The organism is Microbacterium aurantiacum, assembly GCF_040532595.1.
Taxonomy (GTDB): domain Bacteria; phylum Actinomycetota; class Actinomycetes; order Actinomycetales; family Microbacteriaceae; genus Microbacterium; species Microbacterium chocolatum_B.
This window is the reverse complement of the sequence record NZ_JBEVYX010000001.1, coordinates 1072217-1093666: the sequence shown is the minus strand read 5'-3', so window position 1 is coordinate 1093666 and position 21450 is coordinate 1072217. Positions and strand designations below refer to the sequence as shown.

Annotated in this window: 17 protein-coding genes; 11 read left to right on the top strand and 6 right to left on the bottom strand. The window is 71.9% G+C overall.

What is annotated here, in order from left to right:
- The first annotated feature begins 39 nt into the window (after positions 1–39).
- A complete protein-coding gene (locus ABXJ56_RS05165) occupies positions 40–2004 on the top strand; it encodes an ABC1 kinase family protein (protein ID WP_353998647.1) in 1965 nt (654 codons plus the stop codon).
- A 22-nt stretch (positions 2005–2026) separates the two neighbouring features.
- Here the strand turns inward: ABXJ56_RS05165 and ABXJ56_RS05160 are convergent, their stop codons facing one another.
- The gene (locus tag ABXJ56_RS05160; RefSeq protein ID WP_353998646.1) at positions 2027–3007 is read right to left on the bottom strand and encodes a LysR family transcriptional regulator; all 981 of its coding nucleotides are present in this window, start codon (positions 3005–3007) and stop codon (positions 2027–2029) included.
- Positions 3008–3109: 102 nt separating this feature from the next.
- On the opposite strand from ABXJ56_RS05160, the gene ABXJ56_RS05155 reads away from it, so the two are divergent.
- Genes ABXJ56_RS05155 through ABXJ56_RS05145 form a run of 3 tightly spaced genes read left to right on the top strand, consistent with a single transcriptional unit; the run spans position 3110 to position 5983 of the window.
- Positions 3110–3979, top strand: coding sequence for an aldo/keto reductase (locus tag ABXJ56_RS05155; RefSeq protein ID WP_353998645.1), 870 nt, complete (start codon positions 3110–3112; stop codon positions 3977–3979).
- A complete protein-coding gene (locus ABXJ56_RS05150) occupies positions 3976–4917 on the top strand; it encodes an aldo/keto reductase (protein ID WP_353998644.1) in 942 nt (313 codons plus the stop codon). The genes ABXJ56_RS05155 and ABXJ56_RS05150 overlap by 4 nt, the downstream gene beginning before the upstream one ends.
- 52 nt (positions 4918–4969) lie before the next feature.
- Positions 4970–5983: an aldo/keto reductase family protein gene (locus tag ABXJ56_RS05145; protein WP_353998643.1), complete on the top strand. Its 1014-nt coding sequence runs from the start codon at positions 4970–4972 to the stop codon at positions 5981–5983.
- Positions 5984–6010: 27 nt separating this feature from the next.
- Here the strand turns inward: ABXJ56_RS05145 and ABXJ56_RS05140 are convergent, their stop codons facing one another.
- Positions 6011–7540 (bottom strand): carboxylesterase/lipase family protein, encoded by a 1530-nt coding sequence (locus ABXJ56_RS05140; protein ID WP_353998642.1) that lies wholly within the window; start codon positions 7538–7540, stop codon positions 6011–6013.
- Positions 7541–7575: 35 nt separating this feature from the next.
- Here ABXJ56_RS05140 and ABXJ56_RS05135 point away from each other — a divergent pair, with 35 nt between their 5' ends.
- Positions 7576–8046, top strand: a complete 471-nt coding sequence (locus ABXJ56_RS05135) for an NUDIX domain-containing protein (protein WP_353998641.1) — start codon at positions 7576–7578, stop codon at positions 8044–8046.
- A 4-nt stretch (positions 8047–8050) separates the two neighbouring features.
- On the opposite strand, the gene ABXJ56_RS05130 is transcribed toward ABXJ56_RS05135, so the two are convergent.
- The gene (locus ABXJ56_RS05130; protein WP_353998640.1) at positions 8051–9682 is read right to left on the bottom strand and encodes an ABC transporter permease; all 1632 of its coding nucleotides are present in this window, start codon (positions 9680–9682) and stop codon (positions 8051–8053) included.
- On the bottom strand, positions 9679–10605 hold the full coding sequence (locus ABXJ56_RS05125; RefSeq protein ID WP_353998639.1) for an ABC transporter ATP-binding protein: 927 nt from the start codon (positions 10603–10605) through the stop codon (positions 9679–9681). Before ABXJ56_RS05125 ends, ABXJ56_RS05130 begins: the two co-directional genes overlap by 4 nt.
- A gap of 157 nt (positions 10606–10762) precedes the next feature.
- Between ABXJ56_RS05125 and ABXJ56_RS05120 the strand changes: the two genes are divergently transcribed.
- The 5 genes from ABXJ56_RS05120 to ABXJ56_RS05100 all read left to right on the top strand — a co-directional run bounded on the left by ABXJ56_RS05120 (position 10763) and on the right by ABXJ56_RS05100 (position 15663).
- On the top strand, positions 10763–11419 hold the full coding sequence (locus tag ABXJ56_RS05120; protein WP_353999967.1) for a GntR family transcriptional regulator: 657 nt from the start codon (positions 10763–10765) through the stop codon (positions 11417–11419).
- Positions 11416–12936, top strand: a complete 1521-nt coding sequence (locus ABXJ56_RS05115; RefSeq protein ID WP_353998638.1) for an MmgE/PrpD family protein — start codon at positions 11416–11418, stop codon at positions 12934–12936. The genes ABXJ56_RS05120 and ABXJ56_RS05115 overlap by 4 nt, the downstream gene beginning before the upstream one ends.
- Positions 12937–13081: 145 nt before the next feature.
- Positions 13082–13981 (top strand): methylisocitrate lyase, encoded by a 900-nt coding sequence (prpB, locus tag ABXJ56_RS05110; protein WP_353998637.1) that lies wholly within the window; start codon positions 13082–13084, stop codon positions 13979–13981.
- A gap of 32 nt (positions 13982–14013) precedes the next feature.
- Entirely contained in the window at positions 14014–15207 is a 1194-nt protein-coding gene (locus tag ABXJ56_RS05105; RefSeq protein ID WP_353998636.1) for a bifunctional 2-methylcitrate synthase/citrate synthase, read from the top strand.
- Between the two features lie 87 nt (positions 15208–15294).
- Entirely contained in the window at positions 15295–15663 is a 369-nt protein-coding gene (locus ABXJ56_RS05100; protein ID WP_353998635.1) for a hypothetical protein, read from the top strand.
- A gap of 15 nt (positions 15664–15678) precedes the next feature.
- Here ABXJ56_RS05100 and ABXJ56_RS05095 read toward each other — a convergent pair whose 3' ends face one another.
- Positions 15679–16623 carry an ROK family protein gene (locus tag ABXJ56_RS05095; RefSeq protein WP_353998634.1) on the bottom strand — a complete coding sequence of 315 codons (945 nt, stop codon included), beginning with the start codon at positions 16621–16623 and terminating at the stop codon, positions 15679–15681.
- A 77-nt stretch (positions 16624–16700) separates the two neighbouring features.
- On the opposite strand from ABXJ56_RS05095, the gene ABXJ56_RS05090 reads away from it, so the two are divergent.
- Positions 16701–17879 (top strand): thiolase family protein, encoded by a 1179-nt coding sequence (locus tag ABXJ56_RS05090; protein ID WP_353998633.1) that lies wholly within the window; start codon positions 16701–16703, stop codon positions 17877–17879.
- 81 nt (positions 17880–17960) lie between these two features.
- Here ABXJ56_RS05090 and ABXJ56_RS05085 read toward each other — a convergent pair whose 3' ends face one another.
- On the bottom strand, positions 17961–21416 hold the full coding sequence (locus ABXJ56_RS05085; RefSeq protein WP_353998632.1) for a choice-of-anchor I family protein: 3456 nt from the start codon (positions 21414–21416) through the stop codon (positions 17961–17963).
- Between the last annotated feature and the right edge of the window lie 34 nt (positions 21417–21450).

Sequence of the window (21450 nt, the reverse complement as noted above, 5' to 3'; positions counted from 1 at the left end):
TCCCTTCACGCCGCGTGCCACCACTGACAGAATCGGCCCATGCCGGACTGGCTCGTCTTCAGCCTCATCCTGATCGCCTTCGCCGTCACGACCGCCTGGGTCGTGCGGCGCCTCCTGGACGTGCGCGTCGGATGGCTGCGCGCCGTCGTCGTCGCGGGGGTGGTCTTCCTCCTCGCCGCTCCGGTGGCGATCTGGACGCTCGAGCAGGCCGAGGTCTACTCCGCCGGCGTCTTCACCGTCAGCGGCCCGATCGCCGTGGCCTTCCTCGCCCTCACGATCGGGTGGATGTTCGCCGCCGTGGTGATCGCGGTGCTCACGGTCGAGTTCCTCTGGCCGTCGCGCGGCTGGCGGAACCCGATCACGGTCATCAAGAACGCCATCCGGCGGCGCGCCCGCGCGAAGCGCTACGCGCAGATCCTCGCGATCGGCTCCCGGCACGGACTGACGTTCTACGAGGGGCGGCGCCGCGGCGACGAGGACGACCTGCCGGCGGCCCTGGTGGCGGCGATGAACGACGCCGGTGTGACCTTCGTCAAGCTGGGTCAGGTGCTGTCCTCCCGCGAGGATGTGCTGCCCCCCGCTCTCATCGACGCACTCTCGACCCTGCAGATGGATTCGACCGCGATCCCGTGGGAAGAGGCGCGCGAGGCCATCCGCGCGCAGCTCGGTCGCCCCCTCGAGGAGGTGTTCGCCGCGATCGACGCGACACCGCTCGCCGCGGCGTCCGTCGCGCAGGTCCACGCCGCTCGCCTGCTCGACGGAGACGAGGTCGTCGTGAAGATCCAGCGCCCTCGTGCTCGGGCGCAGGTCACGACCGATCTCGACATCCTCGTCCGGCTCGCCGCCGAGGCCGAGAGGCGGACCGAGTGGGCGCGCGCCTATGGCGCGGCGGCGCTCGTGGACGAGTTCGCCCGCGCCCTCCGAGAGGAGCTGGACTACCGGGTGGAAGTGGCCAACAGCGGGATGCTGCGCGGTGCCGTCGAGGCATCCGGCGCCTCGGGCCTGCGGGTGCCCCGTGTCTGGCCGGAGTTCTCCACCGCGCAGATGATCGTCCAGGAGAGGGTGGTCGGCACCCCGTTCGCCCGGTTGGCGCCCGGTGCGCTCGACGAGGACGACGCGCGGGAGGTGGCCGACCGGCTGCTGGAATCGGTGTTCGACCAGATCGCCGTCCGCGGGGTGTTCCACGCCGACCTCCACGCCGGCAACGTCATCCTCGACGGGGACGGCGGGATCGCCCTCATCGACTTCGGAGCCGTCGGCATCCTCGAGCGCAGCATGCGGCGGCTGCTGCTGCCGATGCTCATCGCCATGGCGAACGAGGACGACGTCGCCGTGACGGATGTCATCCTTCTCATGTGCGGGACCGACGGCGTGGACGCGGGGGCCCTGCAGCGCGACATCGGGGTGATCCTCACCCGCATGCGCAGCTCCCGCGGCAGAGGCGGACCCGGAATGGACGAGAACGTCTTCCGTCTGCTCCTCGACGTCCTCCGGCGCAACCGGATGGCGCTGCCGCCGTCGCTGCTGCTGGTCTTCCGCACGCTCGCATCGCTCGAGGGGACCCTCCGGCGGGTGTGTCCCGACTACGACATGGTCGGGCGCGCGCTCACGATCGCCCCGCGCATGGCGACGCGGCTGATGTCGCCGGAGGATGCCGCGATGTCGCTGCAGACCTGGTCGGCGCTTCTCAGCGAGCAGCTGCTGCGGATGCCGCGGCGCGTGGAGAGCATCTCGCGCGGCCTCGAGGAGGGGACGCTCTCGGTGCGTCTGCGTTCCTTCGAATCGCCGGACGAGCGCGCGTGGATCGACGGCCTCGCCGGCCGCGTGACGACGACCGTGGTCGGGTCGACCCTCCTTTTCGCGGGCATCCTCCTCGCGGTCGACGACGGCGGCCCCATGCTCACCGGCGACGTGCCGGCCTTCGCGTTCCTCGGGAGTGTCGCCGGGCTCGGGGGGCTCCTCCTGCTCCTGCGGTCGCTGCGCAGCGCCTTCCGGCGGCGGTGAGCCGGTCGGGCCCGGTGCCGGGTCAGCCCGCGGACACCGCCACGACGGGCGCGACCGCAGCCGCCCCCGAGGTCTCCGACTCCTCCACCACGGCATCCGCGCAGGAGGCGCCGTCGACTCCGCACGCCTGCGCGTCGACGTCGAGGATCTCCAGCAGCCGGAGCGCCGCGGGCTCGGCGGTGCTCGATGCGATGGCGGACACGACCCACACCGGGGTCTCCTCCGGCGGAAGCGCGACGGTCACCAGCCCCGCAGCCTGCGGCTTCGCGGCGACGTGCTGGGGGACCAGCGCGATGCCGAGTCCGCGGTGGATCAGATCCAGCAGGGTGTGGATGTCATCGACCGTGCAGGGCACGCGGCGGGTGATGCCGTGCGCGGCGAAGGCGGCGTCGGTGAGGGTACGCACCCCCCACGACTCGCGGAAGTCGATGAAGTCGCGCTCGCGCAGCTGGTCCCATTCCACGCGCGCGGACGACGCCAGGGCATCGCCCGGCGGGACGAGCAGAACCAGCGGCCGCTGGCCGAGCTCGGCCGGACTCATCGAGGCCAGGTGGTCGGTGGTGGCCACGAACGCGACGTCGAGGTCGCCGGCGCGGACCTGCGCAGCCAGCTCGTGCGACCCCGCCTGAACGAAGTGGATGTCGACCAGCGGATAGCGACGATGGAACCGCTCGAGCAGCGGCGGGACGTCCACGACGCCGAGGCACTGCTCCGCACCCACGCGCAGACGTCCGGAGAGCTGGCGGGTCGCGCGGACCACGGCGTCGCGTCCCGCGGCGGCCTGCGTGAGCATCTCGCGGGCGAACGGGAGGAGCGCGCGACCGGCGTCGGTGGCGACGACGCGGCGGGTCGTGCGGGTGAACAGGCTCGTGCCGAACTCCTCCTCGAGGCTGCGGATCGCCGCCGACAGCCCCGACTGGGAGACCCCGCACACCGCCGCCGCGCGCGTGAACTGCTGCTCCTCGGCGAGGGTGACGAGGTACTCCATCTGGCGCAGATCCATTTATCGCCTTCTCTTCTGAATCACAGAAAACACAGTTGTTGGACTTCTAGGATGAGGCCTCCTAGCGTGGACACGCAACATCCGACGACGTAAGGAAGAGCTGTGCAGCAGAGAACAATCGGCGATGTCACCGTCAGCGCCCTCGGCCTCGGCGGCATGCCCATGTCGATCGAAGGCCGTCCCGACGAGGACCGCTCGATCGCGACGATCCATGCCGCCCTCGACGCGGGCGTCACCCTGATCGACACCGCGGATGCGTACCACCGGGACGCGAACGAGGTCGGACACAACGAAGAGCTGATCGCGCGCGCCCTCCGCAGCTACGGCGGCGACACCTCCGGCGTCCTCGTCGCCACCAAGGGCGGCCACCTGCGCCCGGGCGACGGGTCCTGGACGAAGAACGGTCGGCCCGAGTACCTCCGTGAAGCGGCCAAGGCCTCCGCGGCGCGCCTCGGCGTCGAGGCGATCGGCCTCTATCAGTTCCACCGCCCCGACCCCGAGGTGCCCTACGTCGACTCGATCGGCGCCATCCGCGACCTCCTCGACGAGGGCGTCATCCGCATGGCCGGCATCTCCAACGCCGACGTCGCGCAGATCGACGAGGCGAACGACATCCTCGGCGGCCGCCTCGTGTCGGTGCAGAACCAGTTCTCGCCCGCGTTCCGGTCGAGCCTCGGCGAGCTGCAGCACTGCGCCGACCTCGGCATCGCCTTCCTTCCCTGGTCGCCGCTCGGCGGCATCTCCCGGGCCGGAGCGGTCGGGGAGAACCACGGTGCGTTCCAGCGTGTCGCGGATGCCCGCGGTGTCAGCCCGCAGCAGGTCGCCCTCGCCTGGGAGCTCGCGCTCGCTCCGGTGGTCATTCCGATCCCCGGTGCCTCGCGCCCGGCCAGCATCCAGGACTCCGTCCGTGCGGTCGATCTCGAGCTCACCGCAGACGAGATCGCCGCGCTCTCGGACGAGGCCGCGCAGTGACCGTCCGCCGCGTCCCGCTCGGACCGTCGGGGCTCGATGCCCCCAACGTCACCCTGGGCCTCATGCGCATCCAGGACAAGACCGACGAGGAGGTGCGCGAGCTGGTGCGCACCGCCCGCGACGCCGGCATCGACTTCTTCGATCACGCCGACGTCTACGGCTCCGACCTGCACGGTTGCGAGGCCCGATTCGCGGAGGCCATGGCGCTCACCCCGTCCGAGCGTGCCGAGATCACGATCCAGACCAAGGCCGGCATCGTGCGCGAGGGGCCGTACTTCGACTTCTCGTACGAGCACATCGTGCGCTCCGTCGAGGGATCCCTCCGCGCCCTCCGGACCGACTACATCGACGTCCTCCTGCTCCACCGGCCCGATGCCCTCGTCGAGCCGGAGGAGGTCGCCCGGGCGTTCGACGAGCTCGAGGGCGCGGGGAAGGTGCGCGCATTCGGCGTCTCCAACCACACCCCGCGGCAGATCGACCTGCTCCGCACCGCGGTGCGGCAGCCGATCGTCGCCAACCAGGTGCAGCTGTCGATCACCCACGCCCCGATCGTGGCGCAGGGGGTCGCGGCGAACATGGCGGGTCTCGACCAGTCGGTCACCCTCGACGGCGGCGGGATCGTGGAGTACTCGCGCATCCACGGGATCACCCTGCAGGCCTGGTCGCCGTTCCAGTCGGGCTTCTTCACCGGGACCTTCCTGGGCTCGTCCGACCACCCGGAGCTGAACGCGGTGATCGACCGGCTCGCGGCCGAGTACGACGTCCCCGCGATCGCCATCGCGACGGCGTGGATCACCCGGCATCCCGCGAACATGCAGGTCGTCCTCGGGACGACCACCCCCGAGCGGGTCGCCGGCGCCGCCGCGGGATCCGACGTCCCCCTCACCCGGGCCCAGTGGTACGAGCTGTTCCGCGCCGCGGGACACCGCGTGCCCTGACCCCGCCGACTCCCACCCGCAGACCCCCGACCTCCCGAAAGAGAGAACACGCATGGTCAACTACCGCTACCTCGGCAACTCCGGCCTCAAGGTCTCCGAGATCACCTACGGCAACTGGGTCACCCACGGTTCGCAGGTCGACGACGCGGCCGCGATCGCGACCGTCCACGCCGCGCAGGATGCCGGCATCACGACGTTCGACACCGCCGACACCTACGCCAACACCGCCGCCGAGGCGGTGCTCGGCAAGGCGATCGCCGGTCAGCGCCGCGCGTCGCTGGAGATCTTCACGAAGGTGTACTTCCCGACCGGTCCGGGCGGCCCCAACGACACCGGTCTCAGCCGCAAGCACATCTTCGAGTCCATCGACGGCTCGCTCAGCCGTCTCGGCACCGATTACGTCGACCTCTACCAGGCGCACCGTTTCGACTACGAGACCCCGCTCGAAGAGACGATGCAGGCCTTCGCGGACGTCGTCCGCGCGGGCAAGGCGCTGTACATCGGCGTGTCCGAGTGGACCGCGGAGCAGCTGCGCGCCGGCCATGCCCTCGCGACCGACCTCGGCTTCCAGCTGATCTCGAACCAGCCGCAGTACTCGATGCTGTGGCGCGTCATCGAGGGCAAGGTCGTCCCCACCTCCGAGGAGCTCGGGATCTCGCAGATCGTCTGGTCGCCCATGGCGCAGGGCGTGCTGTCCGGCAAGTACCTGCCCGGTCAGCCGGTCCCGGAGGGCTCCCGCGCGACGGACGAGAAGAGCGGCGCGAACTTCATCAAGGGCTTCCTGCGCGACGAGGTCCTCGAGGCCGTCCAGCGTCTGAAGCCGGTGGCGGATGCCGCGGGACTGACCATGCCGCAGCTGGCCATCGCCTGGGTCCTGCAGAACCCCAACGTCGCCGCCGCGCTCGTCGGCGCGTCGCGCCCCGAGCAGCTCGCCGACACGGTGAAGGCTTCGGGAGTCACCCTCGACGCCGACACGCTCGCCGCAATCGACCAGGCCCTGTCGGGTGTGGTCTTCGACGACCCGTCGCACACAGACGGCGTCTCGCCCAAGACCCGCCTGGTCTGAGCCCTGCCGGCGGGCAGCCGGCGGACCTCAGGGGAAGGCGAGCGGCGTCTCGCCCCACCCCGCACGGAGCGCGCCATCCAGGTCCGGCACCACACGATCGTGGGTGTCGATGACCAGGGTGGCGCGCTCCTGCGCGTCGAAGGCGGGCCATGCCGGCCCGGTGTCGGCGTTCGGCTCCTCGCCCGCGGCGAAGGAGACCCAGCGCTGCTGCATCCGGTGCGAGATCGCTTCGGCGGTGCGCCGCCCGCCGAGCCGGAAGGTGAGGTCGTGGGCGCGGCGCCCGAACGTCCCCCACACGTACGGTAGCTCGGTGGCATGGGTCGCGCCGATCCGCAGCGCGTGGAACATGGGGGTGGCGTGGTCGAACCGGTACAGCCACACCGGCGCGCGACGCGCGTGGCCCTCGGCGGCCCACAGGGTCGGCATCCGGAAGCCGATGTCGCGCGCGATCCCGAGGCCGATCTCGCGGTGGCGGACGCCCTCGTAGGCCGCGAGGATCTGCTCCTTCGGCGGGATCGGCACGTCGGGGCGCTCGGCGGCGAGGTCGGCCATCATCCGGTCGATGTCGTCCTCGCGGATCGGCAGCAGCGGCGACTTCATCATCCGGAAGAGCGACGATTCGTCGTGGTTCGTGCCGATGAGCAGCGGCACCGGGAGGCCGCGTCCGGCGGCGAGCACGGCATCCGGCGCCTCGGGGAGGAGGTCCCCGTCGACGACCGGGCCGAACGCGATCGTGCCGGGGTGACGCGCGGGGATCTCGGCGAACACGCGGGTGCCGGCCTGCACGATCCGGTCCACCGCGAGGTCGCGGAGGTTGGTCGGGTCGGACTCCCCGACGAGTTCGAGGAAGAGGTCGGTCACGGATGCCGCGCGCGCGGCGTCGTAGACGCTGGAGACCGGCGAGGATTCCGCGATCGCGCGCGAGAACAGCCCCTCGGCGCGCGGGACCGCGAGGAGGGTGGTCACCAGGCCCGCGCCGGCGGACTCCCCGAAGACCGTCACTCGCGCGGGATCTCCGCCGAAGGGGGCGATGTTCTCGCGCACCCACTCGAGCGCGCACAGCACGTCCTTCAGGGCGAGATTGCCGTCGAACGGGTGCGCGTCCGTGTTGCGGCCGGAGAGGTCGAGGAAGCCGAGCGCGCCGATGCGGTAGTTGATCGTGACGACGACGGTGCCGCGCCCGGCGAGGGCCTCGCCGTCGTAGAGCGGCTGCGATCCGGAGCCGAAGGTGTACGCGCCGCCGTGCACCCACACCATGACGGGAAGGCCCTCGGGCGCGGCATCGGCCGGCGACCAGACGTTGAGGAACAGACAGTCCTCCGCGAAGACCGCGTCGGGGCCGAGGTCGATCGCCGGGTTGGTGTTCTGCGGTGCAGCGGCGCCGAAGCGCACGGCGTCGACGACGCCCTCCGCGGCGGTCGCGGGGCGCGGATCCCGCCACCGTGCGGCGCCGATCGGCGGCTCGGCGTAGCGGATTCCGCGCCACACCCGTGCTCCGCTCGGGAGGGTCTCGCCGCGGAAGCGGCCGGCCGGTGCGTTCGCGATGTCGTCGGGCACGCCCCCAGCGTAGGGGCTGGTGCCATCATCGAGGGATGCCGGTCACCAGCGCGGGTCTCATCGTCCACCGCCGCGCGGCCGGCGGTCGGGAGGTGCTCATCGCGCACATGGGCGGCCCCTTCTGGTCCCGGAAGGATGCCGGAGCGTGGACGTTCCCGAAGGGCGAGTTCGACCCCGGGGAGGAAGACGCGGTGGACGCCGCGCGCCGCGAATTCCGTGAGGAGCTGGGTCTCGCACCACCCGCGGGGCCGCCCGTCGCCCTGGCCCCGGTCGCGACTTCCCGCAAGGTGCTGCACTTCTTCGCGATCGAGTCGGATCTCGACGTGACGGACGCGGTCTTCGGGGAGTTCGAGATGGAGTGGCCGCCGCGGTCGGGGGAGCGTCGGTTCTTCCCCGAGGTCGACCGGGTCGCGTGGGTGCCCGTCGCCGACGCCCGGGACCTGCTGTCCGCGGGTCAGCGGCCGGCACTCGACGCTCTGCGCGCGGTGCTCGCGGACGAGGACTGACGCCTCAGCCGCCCGGGGCGAGCTCGCGGCGCCGCATCAGCGTGAGGGCCGCGACCGTCGCCGCCGCGGCGGTGCCGATCATCCACCACAGTCCTCGGATGTCGGTCCCGTCGCCGACGGGGACGGGTGCGGCCGCGACGGGGGAGAGCCCGGAGAGGTCGTCGGGGAGCCCGAGCACCGGACCGAACAGTCCGACGACCGCGGCCGTCGCCACCAGGCCCCACCCCAGGGGGAGCGTCGCGCGCGGTGCCAGGACGAACACGAGGGCGGTGAGCGCGGCGAAGACGGCCGCCGCGACCAGCTGGCCGCCCGCGGCGACGGCGGCGCTGCGATACAGGTCGGGCTCGCCCGAGCTCACCGCGATCCCGAGGGACGCCCCCGCGACCCCGGCGGTCAGGACGAGGGCGATCGCGATGCCGCTGACGACGACCGCGGCCCCCAGCCAGCGCTCCCGGCCGACGGCGGCAGCGAGCACGGGTTCCGCGGTCCCGTGGAGCTCCTCCTGCCTAACGCGCACGATCCCCTGGACTCCGGCGCATGCCGCGAAGATCCCGATCATGACGAAGAAGGTGGTGAGGATGCCCTGCTCGAGGGATCCCTCGGCCGCGGACATCCGGGCGAGCATCGCCTCCAGCGCCGGATTCTCGGCCCCGATCTCCTCGATGACCGAGCCGAGAGTGGTGGAGAGCAGCCCCGCCAGGACCGCGCCCGCAGACCAGGCGAGGACGGCGCCCCCCGAGAGCCGCCACAGCAGGGATGTCGGCGACCGCAGGGCCGGGTGCGCCTCGGCGGGACCGGTGCGCTCTCCGAGGAAGCTGGCTCCGACATCCCGCCGCCGGGAGGAGGCGAGTGCGCCGAGGCCGAGGAGGAGCGCCGACCCGAGCGCCGGCAGGAGCGGGGTGAGGGTGTCGTCGGAGAAGGGACGCGTGTTCTCCGCCCAGCCGAAGGGGGACAGCCACGCCGGCCACGCGCTCTCCATCCGCTGGAGATCGTCGCTGGGGGTGCCGAGGGCGTTGCCCACGCCGGCGACGAGGTACGCGAGAAGGATCGCCGAGACACCCGCCGTGTTCGCGGCCCGCGAGGTGCGGAAGACCTGCGCGGCGACGGCCGCGAACCCCAGGAACACCAGCCCGACACCGCCCGACGCCGCGCCGGTGACGACCGCGCCGGATGCGGGGAGACCCACGGCGATGAGGGCGAGCGCGACCACGATCGCGAAGGCCGTGTTCGCTGCGGCGCCGTGGAGCAGGGTGACGGCGACCGGCAGCATCCGTCCCGCCGAGGTGGCTCCGACGAGGTCGGCCCGCCCGGACTCCTCCTCCGCGCGGGTGTGGCGCACCGCGAGGAACGCGCTCATCAGCGCCGCGAGGAGGCACAGGAACGGCACGATCAGGAAGGCGACGAACGCTCCCTCCCCGGCGCCGGACGGGAGCCCGCGGAAGAGCAGGATGACGGGGTTCGCGAGAGCCGCGGCCAAGAGCGAGCGACGCGCGTCGTCCGAGCCGAACGCGCTCTGCACGCCCGCGTAGGTGGCGGCGGCCAGGACTGCCGCACCCACGATCCAGAGGGTCAGCTGCACCCCGTCCCGGCGCAGGCGCTGACCGGCGAGCGCGACCGCGCGCGAGGGGGCGGTCATGACCGGCGACCCCCGTGCGTCGCCGGATCGACGGGGTCGTAGTGGCGGAGGAACAGCTCCTCCAGCGACGGCGGCTCGATGCGCAGCCCCTCCACTCCCCTCGCCCCGAGGGTCGGCAGGATGCCCGCGACGCGGTCGCTGTCGACCGTGAAGTGCACCCGGCCGTTCTCGACGCGGATGTCGTGCGCCCCGGGGATCGTCGGGGTTCCCCGCTCCGGCGCGGCGGTGAACGACACCGCGGTGCGCGTCAGATGGCGCAGGTCGGCGAGCGTCCCCGTCTCGACCACCCGGCCGGCGCGGATGATGCTGACGCGATCGCAGAGCTGCTCGACCTCGGAGAGGATGTGGCTGGACAGCAGGACCGTGGCTCCCTCGCCACGTACGCGGGCGATCTCGCGCTGGAAGACCATCTCCATGAGCGGGTCGAGGCCGCTCGTCGGCTCGTCCAGGATGTAGAGATCGGCGGGAACCGCGAACGCGGCGATCAGCGCGATCTTCTGGCGGTTGCCCTTCGAGTACGCCCGACCCTTCTTCCGCGGATCGAACTGGAAGTCCGCCATCAGCCGGTCTCGCTCCGCGCGGTAGCCGGCCGTGGTGCGCCCGCCGCCCCGCAGCCGGGCGAGCAGATCGATCGCCTCGCCGCCGGTGAGATTCGGCCACACGCTCACATCTCCGGGGACGGAGGCGATCCGGCGGTGCAGGTCGACGGCATCCTTCCAGGGGTCGCGGTCAAAGACCGTCGCCGTGCCGGAGGTCGCGCGCGCGAGCCCGAGCAGGATGCGGATGGTGGTGGTCTTGCCCGCTCCGTTCGGACCGAGGAAGCCGTGGACCTCGCCCGCATCCACGCGCAGATCGAGGCCGTCGAGCGCTGCGGTCCGCCCGTAGGACTTCGTGAGACCGGTGGTGCGGATGACGGTCGTCATGGCGGTGATGCTACGCCCCTCCCGCGCCGCGGTGAAGGCCCTCCGGCGCGGGACGCGGCGACGGCGTGTGTATACGTAAGCGGCGGTTTGAGGGGCAGGGGTCCTCCGTGGGCGCATTTCTGTATACAGTGGAGGGATGCAGGGCGGCGGAGCGACGGTGCGGGCGAGCGACCGCGCGTACGCCGAGCTCCTTCGCCAGATCCAGGTCGGGGCGCTCGCCCCCGGGACGGTCCTCGGCGAGGTCGAGCAGGCCTCGCGGCTCGGGGTGAGCAGGACCCCGCTCCGCGAAGCGCTGCGGCGGCTCGCGGCGGACGGCCTGGTCGTCCAGCAGTCGCCGCGCATGACCGTCGTCAGCGACCTCGACGTGGACGACATCCGTTCGCTGTTCGAGGTGCGTCGGGCGCTCGAGGAGGCTGCGGCGCGGCTCGCCGCGCGGCGCGGCGACCCCGCGGTGTTCGCAGAGCTCGCGGCGGACTTCGCGCGCGCGGCGCCCTCGGGGAGCGCGGGAAGCGAGGATTACTACGCCCTCATCGCGCGCTTCGACGCGGCGGTCGATGCCGCCGCGGCCAACGACTACCTCGCCGCGGCGCTCCGCACCGTCCGCACCCATCTCGGGCGCGTGCGCCGCCTCGCGCGCGACAACCCCGACCGCCTCGCGGCATCCGTCGCGGAGCACCGGGTCATCGCCGACGCCATCGCCAGCGGCGATCCCGAGCTCGCCGCCCACGCCACCCACCTGCACCTCCATCACGCGCTGACGAGCGTGCTGGCCTCGCTCTCCGCCGACCCCGCCCCCGTGAAAGGCACGCCATGACCGTGATGCACCACCTCCGAGTCCACCGCAGCGACGAGCACCTCCCCCGGGAGGGGCAGCTCGCGTGGCGTATCGCCGAGATCGCCGCCGATCCCGTCGCCGTCGACGACGACGTGACCGAGATGATCATCAACCGGGTCATCGACAACGCCGCCGTCGCCGCGGCGTCGCTGCGTCGCGCTCCGGTGAGTGCCGCCCGGCAGCAGGCGCTCGACCACGCCGTCTCGGTCGGTGGATCGGGCGCCACCGTGTTCGGCTGCGCGCTCGAACGCCGCACGTCGCCGGAATGGGCGGCGTGGGCGAACGGCGTGGCGGTGCGCGAGCTCGACTACCACGACACCTTCCTCGCGGCGGACTACTCGCATCCGGGCGACAACATCCCCCCGATCCTCGCCGTCGCCCAGCACGTCGGCGTCGACGGCGCCGCGCTCGTGCGCGGACTCGCGACCGGGTACGAGATCCAGATCGACCTCGTGCGCGCGATCTGCCTCCACAAGCACAAGATCGACCACGTCGCCCACCTCGGACCCTCCGCGGCGGCCGGGATCGGCACCCTCCTGGGGCTCCCCGCGGAGACCATCTACCAGGCCGTCGGCCAGGCGCTGCACACCACCACCGCCACGCGCCAGTCGCGGAAGGGCGAGATCTCGACCTGGAAGGCGCACGCTCCCGCCTTCGCCGGGAAGATGGCGATCGAGGCCGTCGATCGTGCGATGCGCGGTGAGACGTCGCCGTCGCCGATCTACGAGGGCGAGGACGGCGTCATCGCCTGGATGCTCGACGGACCGGAGGCCTCGTACGAGGTGCCCCTGCCCGCGACGGGCGAGCCGAAGCGCGGCATCCTGGACTCCTACACGAAGGAGCACTCGGCGGAGTACCAGGCGCAGGCCTGGATCGACCTGGCCCGGAAGCTGCACGGCGAGGCCGCGTTCGACACCGCCGATGTCGCCTCGATCGTGCTGCACACCTCGCACCACACGCACTACGTCATCGGATCCGGCGCGAACGACCCGCAGAAGTACGACCCGGCGGCGTCGCGCGAGACCCTCGACCACTCGATCCCCTACATCTTCGCCGTCGCCCTCCAGGACGGCGGCTGGCACCACGTCGACTCCTACACCCCGGAGCGGGCGGGTCGCGAGGACACCGTCGCGCTGTGGCAGAAGATCACCACCGCCGAGGATGCCGAGTGGACGCGTCGCTACCACTCGGAGGACCCGAACGAGAAGGCCTTCGGCGGCCGCGTGGTCGTGACGCTCGCCGACGGCACGGTCATCGAGGACGAGATCGCCGTCGCCGACGCCCACCCCCTCGGCGCCCGGCCCTTCGCGCGGGCCGATTACGTCGCGAAGTTCCGCCTGCTGGCCGAGCCCGTGCTGTCGCCGGAGGAGATCGATCGCTTCCTCGCGCTCGCCGAGCGGTTGCCGGAGCTGAGCGTCGATGAGGTCCGGCAGCTGTCGATCGTCGCGCTCCCCGGCGTCCTCGCCACCGCGCCCGCGCCGAAGGGGCTGTTCTGATGCCCCGGACCGCCGCGGCAGGGGATGTGCGCGTGAAAGCGTGGGGAGAAATCGACGTCGCGGGGCCTTCGGGTGCGGTGCGGGGTCGAATTCGCCCCGGGGTTTCACGGCGGACCGTGGCGCTGCGCGCGGAGGGCGGCCGCTGATGCTGTACGCGACGACGAGCGCGGTCGAGAAGCGCCGGGTGCTGCGCGAGCGGCTCGCCTCGGGCGAGCTGCTGCGCTTTCCGGGGGCGTTCAACCCGCTGAGCGCGAAGCTCATCCAGCGGCACGGGTTCGAGGGCGTCTACATCTCCGGGGCCGTGCTCTCCGCCGACCTCGGGCTCCCCGATATCGGACTCACGACCCTCACCGAGGTCGCCGAACGCGGGCAGCAGATCGCGCGGATGACCGACCTCCCGGCCCTCATCGACGCCGACACCGGCTTCGGCGAGCCGATGAACGTCGCGCGCACCGTCCAGACCCTGGAGGATGCCGGTCTTTCGGGCATGCACATCGAAGACCAGGTGAACCCGAAGCGCTGCGGGCACCTCGACGGCAAGTCCGTCGTCGACCGGGACACCGCGGTCCGCCGCATCCGCGCCGCCGCCGACGCCCGCCGCGACGAGAACTTCCTCGTCATGGCGCGCACCGACGTCCGCGCGATCGACGGGGTGGACGCCGCGATCGATCGGGCCAAAGCGCTCGTGGATGCCGGCGCCGACGCGATCTTCCCCGAGGCGATGCGCACCCTGGAGGAGTTCGCCGCGGTCCGCGCCGCCGTGGACGTGCCGATCCTGGCGAACATGACCGAGTTCGGCAAGAGCGACCTGTTCACGGTCGACCAGCTGCGGGATGTCGGCGTGAACATCGTCATCTGGCCGGTGTCGCTCCTGCGCATGGCGATGGGAGCGGCCTCCCGGGCCCTCGACACCCTGACCGACGAGGGGCACCTCACGTCCCGCCTCGGCGAGATGCAGCACCGCGCCGACCTGTACGACCTGGTCGATTACGAGCAGTACACCCGATTCGACCAGGACGTCTTCACGTTCCAGGTCGAGCGCTGATCCCGACGAACCCGCACCCGCGAGGAGACACGATGACCGACACCACCGACATCAAGAAGGGACTCGCGGGCGTCGTCGCCGACGTCACCGCGATCTCGAAGGTCAACCCCGAGACCAACTCGCTGCTGTACCGCGGGTATCCGGTGCAGGAGCTCGCCTCCACTCAGCCGTTCGAGGCGGTGGCGCACCTGCTGTGGACCGGGGAGCTTCCGGATGCCGCCGCCCTGGCCGCGCTCCGGACGACCGAGCGGGAGCACCGGGCGCTTGCCGACGAGGTGCGTGCCGTCATCGATCTGGTGCCGCTCGACGCGCATCCGATGGACGAGGTGCGCACCGCGATCAGCCTCCTCGGCGCGCAGGATCTCGCCGGGTCGGGGTCCGTGCTGGACGCGAGCGGCAGCGCGGTCGACAACCTCCGGCGCAGCATCCGCCTGTTCGCGGCCCTCCCGGCGATCGTCGCGTACGGGCAGCGCCGCCGTCGCGGGCAGGAGATCATCGCCCCGCGCGACGACCTCGACTACGCGGCGAACTTCCTCTGGATGACCTTCGGCGAGGAGGCCGACGACGTCGTCGTCGACGCGTTCAACCGGTCGATGGTCCTGTACGCCGAGCACTCCTTCAACGCCTCGACTTTCACCGCGCGGGTCATCGCCTCCACCCTGAGCGACCTCTACTCCGCCGTCGTCGGCGCCGTCGGTGCGCTGAAGGGACCGCTCCACGGCGGGGCGAACGAGGCCGTGCTGCACGTGTTCGACGAGATCGGGGAGGCCGCGTCCGTCTCTCCGTGGCTCGACGACGCCCTGGAGAACAAGCGCAAGATCATGGGCTTCGGGCACCGCGTGTACAAGCGCGGCGACTCGCGCGTGCCGACGATGAAGGCCGCGCTCGACACTCTCGTCGAGCACTACGAGCGCCCCGATGTCGCCGAACTCTACGACGCCCTCGAGACCGAGTTCGTCGCCAGGAAGGGCATCTACCCGAACCTCGACTACCCCTCGGGTCCGGCCTACGCGCTGATGGGCTTCGACACGCTCACCTTCACGCCGCTGTTCGTCGCCGCGCGCGTGACCGGGTGGACCGCGCACGTCATGGAGCAGCTGGGGGCGAACGCCCTCATCCGTCCGCTGTCCGCGTACGTCGGTCCCGATGAGCGTCACGTCGAGGGATACGTTCCGGAGGCCGCAGACGCCGAGGTCGCCGAGCGCCCCGAGGAGGCCGCCGGCTGAGCTCGGGGCGGCGCCTATCGATTCTTTGCGCGGACGGGAAGGTTCGCAGGCCTCACCCGTGTCGTACCTTTGTTCTACCCTCTCCGCATGTCGATGGAGGGAGAAGGACTCGTGTACGAAGACGGGTACGAGGTCGATCAGATGGACCTGGACGACGAGCTGCGGGAGGAGATCGAGGACTGGTTCGAGGAGCGCGTGGCCCTTCGGAAGGAGTTCGCGCGCATCGATGCGCAGTTGACCAGGGCTCACGCGCAGCTGACGAGGGCCCTCGCCGAGGCCTACGCCGCCGCGAAGCAGCAGTCGATCATGCTGGGGCCGGTCGCGCCGATGACGCGTGATCGCCCGTTCCATGTGATGGCCGCCCGCCTGGCGGTCGCGATGAACGAGGAGGCGTGCGTCGTGGAGACGATGATGTGCGACGCGCATATCGCCGTCACCCGGGCCGCGCGCGGCTGAGCCGGCGCCGCGGGGTCAGCGGAGGAGGTCGGCGCGCCAGTGCAGGGCGGCGGCGCCGATGAGCGGGGCATCCGCTCCCGCGGCGGCGGGCACGACGCGCACCCGACGGCCGTAGGCGTTGACGGCGTGCGTGTGGGCGGAGCGCTCGACGAGCTCGGTGTAGTCGGCGCTCACGCGCGCGAATCCGCCGCCGATGACGGCGAGGTCGATGTCGAGGAGCATCGCGACGTTCGTGACGGCGATGCCGACGATCCGAGCGGACCGCTCGACGGCGCGGCGGGCGATCACGTCGCCCGCCGCGGCATCCGCGGCGAGGTCCTCGCCCGTGGCTCCGGCCCAGCCCTGCCGGCGCGCCCAGGCGACGGTGTGCGGGCCTGACCCGAGCTGCTCCGCCGTCCAGCCGGCGGCGCCCCCGGCGGGAAGGTCCGTGACCTCATCGACGGATGCCGCGACCACGAGCTGTCCGAGATGTCCGGCGTTGCCGGTGCCGCCCGCGAGCAGGCGTCCGCCGCTGATGATTCCGCCGCCGATCCCGGTGGAGACGACGAAGACGAGGGCGTCGGACGCGCCCTGCGCGGCTCCCACCCACGTCTCGGCGAGCGCGATGCACGCCCCGTCGAGGCGCAGGGTGAGGTCGGAGACTCCGGATGCCGCGGCGACCGTCTGCAGGATCGGGAAACCCGCGGCCCCGGGCAGGTTCAGTGGACTGGTCGTGCCCGACGGGAGGTCCACCGGGCCCGCGGTGCCGACGCCCACCGCGACCGGCCGCGCGGACGCGGAGCCGAGCGTCCGCGCGATCGCGTCGCGGAGCGCAGCGTCGAGGGAGGCGGCATCCGTCGTCGGGCCGGTCGGAGCACGGTGGCGGGTGCCGGGGACGACGGCGCCGTCGGCATCCACCATCGCCGTCTCGAGCTTCGTCCCCCCGACATCGACGGCGAGGACCAGGTCGCGTGCGCTCATGGGTCCATCCTGGCCGAGCCCGGCCCTTGTGTCCGTAGCGCCTGGACGTCTGCGCGCCCCTCAGCGACGATGGGGGCATGCTCCGCACCGCTGTCATCGTCGATGCCGTCCGCACCCCCGCCGGTCGCGGCAAACCCACCGGGTCGCTCCATGGGGTGCACCCCGTCGACCTCGCCGCCGGCGTGCTGTCGGGCCTCCTCGAGCGGAACGGGATCGCCTCGAGCGAGGTCGACGACGTCCTGCTCGGCTGCGTCAGCCAGGTCGGGGAGCAGTCGATGAACGTGGCGCGTCAGGCCGTGCTGGCCGCGGGATTCGATGAGCGCGTGCCGGCGGCGACGATCGACAGGCAGTGCGGGTCGAGCCAGCAGGCGGTGCACTTCGCCGCGCAAGGGATCATCGCGGGCGCGTACGACGTCGTCATCGCCGGCGGGGTCGAGTCGATGAGTCGTGTGCCGCTCGGGTCGTCGACCGCGGGTGCGGCGCCGTCGGAGGGGATCCGGCACCGCTATCCGCAGGGCCTGGTCAACCAGGGCGTCGCCGCCGAGCTCATCGCGGCGCGCTGGGGACTCGGGCGTGGCGAGCTCGACGCCTATGCCGCGCAGTCGCACGCGCGGGCCGCGCGCGCATGGGCGGCCTGGCGATTCGACGGCGAGGTGCTCCCCGTCGCCACGGACCGCGGCGTCATCGACGGCGACGAGACGGTGCGGCCCGGCACGACCGCCGACACCCTCGCGGGCCTCCCCGCGGCATTCCGCACCGACGAGATGGCGGCGCGCTTCCCCGAGATCGGCTGGCACGTCACGGCGGGGAACTCCTCACCCCTGACGGATGCCGCATCCGCGGTTCTGCTCATGTCGGAGGAGCGCGCGCTCGCCCTCGGCCTCACCCCGCGGGCCCGCTTCCACTCGTTCGCCGTCGTTGGCGACGATCCGCTGATGATGCTGACGGGGCCGATCCCGGCGACCCGCCGCATCCTGGAGCGCTCGGGTCTGACGCTGTCGGACATCGACGTGTACGAGGTCAACGAGGCGTTCGCCTCCGTGCCGCTCGCGTGGCAGCGCGAGCTCGACGCCGATCCCGCGCGCCTGAACCCGTGGGGCGGTGCGATCGCTCTCGGTCACGCCGTCGGCGCCTCCGGCACCCGGCTCCTCGGCACGATGCTCGCCTACCTCGAGGCCACCGGCGGACGCTACGGCTTGCAGACGATGTGCGAGGGCGGCGGACTCGCGAACGCCACCATCATCGAGAGGCTCTGATCCGGCAGTCGCCGACCGCCGACGACCGCGACGCCCCGGGACCGCACGAGGCGATCCCGGGGCGTCGACGTCGGAGGCGGATCAGGCTCCCGGACGCACGCTCCGGCGCGTCACGACGAGCAGGCCACCGAGGGCCGCCATCACGGCGGCGGCGAGGGCGATGCCCCACGGCAGCTCTACACCGGTCACGGCCAGGTCGCCGCCCGAGCCGGAACCCGTGCCCGATCCGGAACCCGCGCCCGTTCCGCCGCCGGAACCCGTGCCCGGGGTCGCACCCGGGTCGGTCGGGGTCGGGGTCGGCGTCGGGGTGACGGCATCCGCCACGACCGCACGGCCGAGCGGTGCGGGGTCGACGACGTCGAAGGCCTCGAAGTACGCCACGGTCGCAACCAGGTCGACCTGACCCGTGTCGGTGCGGTCGGTGCCCTCGGCGAAGGTGAAGAAGTTGTCACCGCCGGCCGCGAGGAACGAGTTGGTCACGACGGTGATCTCGTCCGACGCCGCGATCTCCGCGCCGTCGAGCGTCATCGACAGGACGCGCTCGCCGGATGCCGCCGCAGGGTCGTACTCGTACGAGAAGCCCTCCGAGACGCCGAGGTGGAGCTTCGGACGCGACGACCCCGCCGGCTGCCACTGCTCCTCGAGCACGGCCTTCAGCTGCGCTCCGGTGAGGGTGACGGTGACCAGCGTGTTGGCGAAGGGCTGCACGTTCGCCACGTCGCGGTAGGTCTGGGTGCCGTCGGCGCCGAAGAGCAGGTCGGCACGCAGACCGCCGGGGTTCATCAGGCCGATCTGGGCCGGCGTGCCCGCGTACGCGTCGTTGGACGTCGCCCACAGGTACATGTCGGCGACCAGATTGCCGAGCGTCGACTCCACGCCGCGGTCGTCTCCGGGAGGAGTGCCACCGCGGAGGATGTCGGCGCTGATCGCCCCGACCTCCACCGAGCCCTCGACCTCGGCGACCTCGACCGCCGCGGCGACGATCTCAGCCACCGCCGGGTCGGCGGGGAACGCCGCGACCCCGTCGACGACGAGCGGAACGGTCGAACCCGACACCGAGACGAGCTCCTTCGTCTCAGCATCCACCGAGATGTCGAGCTTGCCGAGGGTCGTGCCGTACTGGTTCGCCTGGATGACCGGGCGCTCCGTTCCGGCGACGCCGTCCACGGGGACCTCGCACGCGTACGTCTGGTGCGTGTGACCCGAGACGATCGCATCGATCTCCGCTGACGCGCCGTTCACCAGTGCGGCGTAGTCCGAGTCGCCCTGCGCCAGCGTCGCGCAGTCCGACGTCGGGGCGCCGTCATGGGTGAGCAGGATGATCACGTCCGCGGCGTCGGCGGAGGTGAGCTCGGCCGCCACGCGGTTCGCCGCCTCGAGCTGATCGCCGAACGCGATGTCGGCGATGCCGTCGGGGCTGACCATCGTCGCGGTGTCGGGGGTGACGGTGCCGATGAAGGCCACGCGCACACCGTCGACCTCGCGCACCGTGTACTCCGGCAGCGCCGGGGTGGTGGTGCCGGCCTCGTAGACGTTCGCGCCGAGGCCGAAGACGTCGTCTCCGAAGCGCGGCAGCACGCGGTCGGTCAGGTCGGCGAATCCGCGGTCGAACTCGTGGTTGCCCACGGCGCCGAGGTCGAGGCCCGCCGCCACGAGGGCGTCGATCGTCGGATCGTCCTGCTGGATGAAGGACGTGAACGTCGAGGCGCCGATGTTGTCGCCGGAGGAGACGAACAGCGTGTTCGGGTTCTCCGCCTCGAACGTGTCGATCGCGCCGGCGATGACCGCCGCGCCCGCCTCGCGGTTTCCGAGGTTCTGCTCGATGCGACCGTGGAAGTCGTTGATCGTCAGCACCTGGATGTCGGTGGTCGACGACTCCGCTCCGATGGCGAAGAGGGTGACCGTCCCCGAGACCTCGTTGGCCACGGCGATCATCGGCTCACCCGTGGGCGACGCGTCGGCGGGGATGAACTCCACGCCCTCGGCGCCCAGGTCACCGGCATCCGCCAGTGCCCCGCCGTCCTCCACCGAGACCGAGAAGTCGCGGTTGTTGATGTAGGTCACGAAGACGGATGCCGCGGGGTCGGTGATGTCGTAGACCGCGATGCCGCCCACGCGCTCGAACCCGATGAAGGCGTAGGTGCGTCCGTCGACCTCGCCGATGGCGAGGTTCTCCGGCTCCGGACCCTTGTCGTCGCTGCGGCCCTCGAGGTTCGACTCCGAGTGGTTGGAGTTGAAGAAGTCGGGGGCGGCGGCGTGGGTGATCTCCTCGAAGTCGTTGCCCGAGTCGAACACCTGGGTGCCGTCGGCCGACCAGATGGAGAACGAGCGCGATCCGAACGCGTACAGCTCGTCGTAGCAGCCCGCGGCCTCGTCGAAGCCGTTCTCCCGGGTGACGTTCAGGCGTCCGAGGTCGGCGTCGCCGAGGAGGCCGGCGAGGGGGCTGTCGGCGCAGACCGGCCCGAGGCCGTCCGCGGCGAGGTCCTTCGCGCGGACCGGCTCGGCGTACTCGCCCCACTCGCGGGCGTCGCCCTCGTTCGCGGTGACGAGGTAGGTCTGACCGCCGGCCTGATAGGACTCCATGCCGTCGGGCATGTAGATGCCCTTGAGGCCCGCGAAGGTGCGCGGGTTGTAGGTCGGCGCATCGCGAGGGTCGCGGTCGCTCGGGTCGAGCGGGACGACGCCGTGGTCCTGGAATCCCAGGGCGAGGATGTCGGTGACCTCCGCCGAGGCGATGTCGACGACGGCGACGGCGTTGGCCTCCTGCAGGGCGACGTACGCGGTCGCTCCGGAGATGGTGACGTACTCCGGTTCGAGGTTGCGCGAGACCGGGAGGTCCGCCTCGGGGGTGGGGCCGAACACGCGGACGTCTGTGGGGAGGGTCTTGGATCCGCCCTCCTCGAACGCGTGGAAGTCCGCCGTGCGGACCGCCTCCTGCGCGGGAGCGGCGATCGTGCCGGGCAGGGCGACGATGCCGACCGAGCCCTCGGGGTCGGAGGAGAAGTCGTCGGCGGGCTCGCCCTCGTTCGCGACGACCGCGTACGCGCCGTCCTCCGAGATCGCGACCATGTCGGGGAGGGCCCCGACCGTGACCGTTCCGAGGACGCTCGGGGTCGTCGCGTTCGCGTCGAAGAACACCAGGGTTCCGGCATCCGTCTTCGTCGGTGCCTCGAACGCGGCGACGCCGAGGCCGTCCTCGCGGATCGCGATCGAGTTGGCCACGCCGGCGGAGGTCAGCGTGTGCACCTTCGTGGGTGCGGTGGGGTCGGAGTAGTCGAGCACGTCGACCGCGCCGGCCTGGGCGTTGACCACGAACAGGCGGTCTTCGTAGGCCTTGACGATCTCGGTCGCCGAGGCGTCGAACACGCCGCTCTCGTACGTGCCGACGGGGGTGAGGGTCAGCGCGGCGTCGTCTGCGCTGTAGGTGAGGGGATCGGCGACGATCCCGGCGGTGGCGACCCCCGCGGGGGCGAGGGCCAGGGTGGCGGTGACGGCGGTGGCCGCGGCGAGCGCTCCGGCCCGTCTCGGTGTCTTCATCAGGGAGGAATCCTCTGCTCGTTCGTGCGTCGGG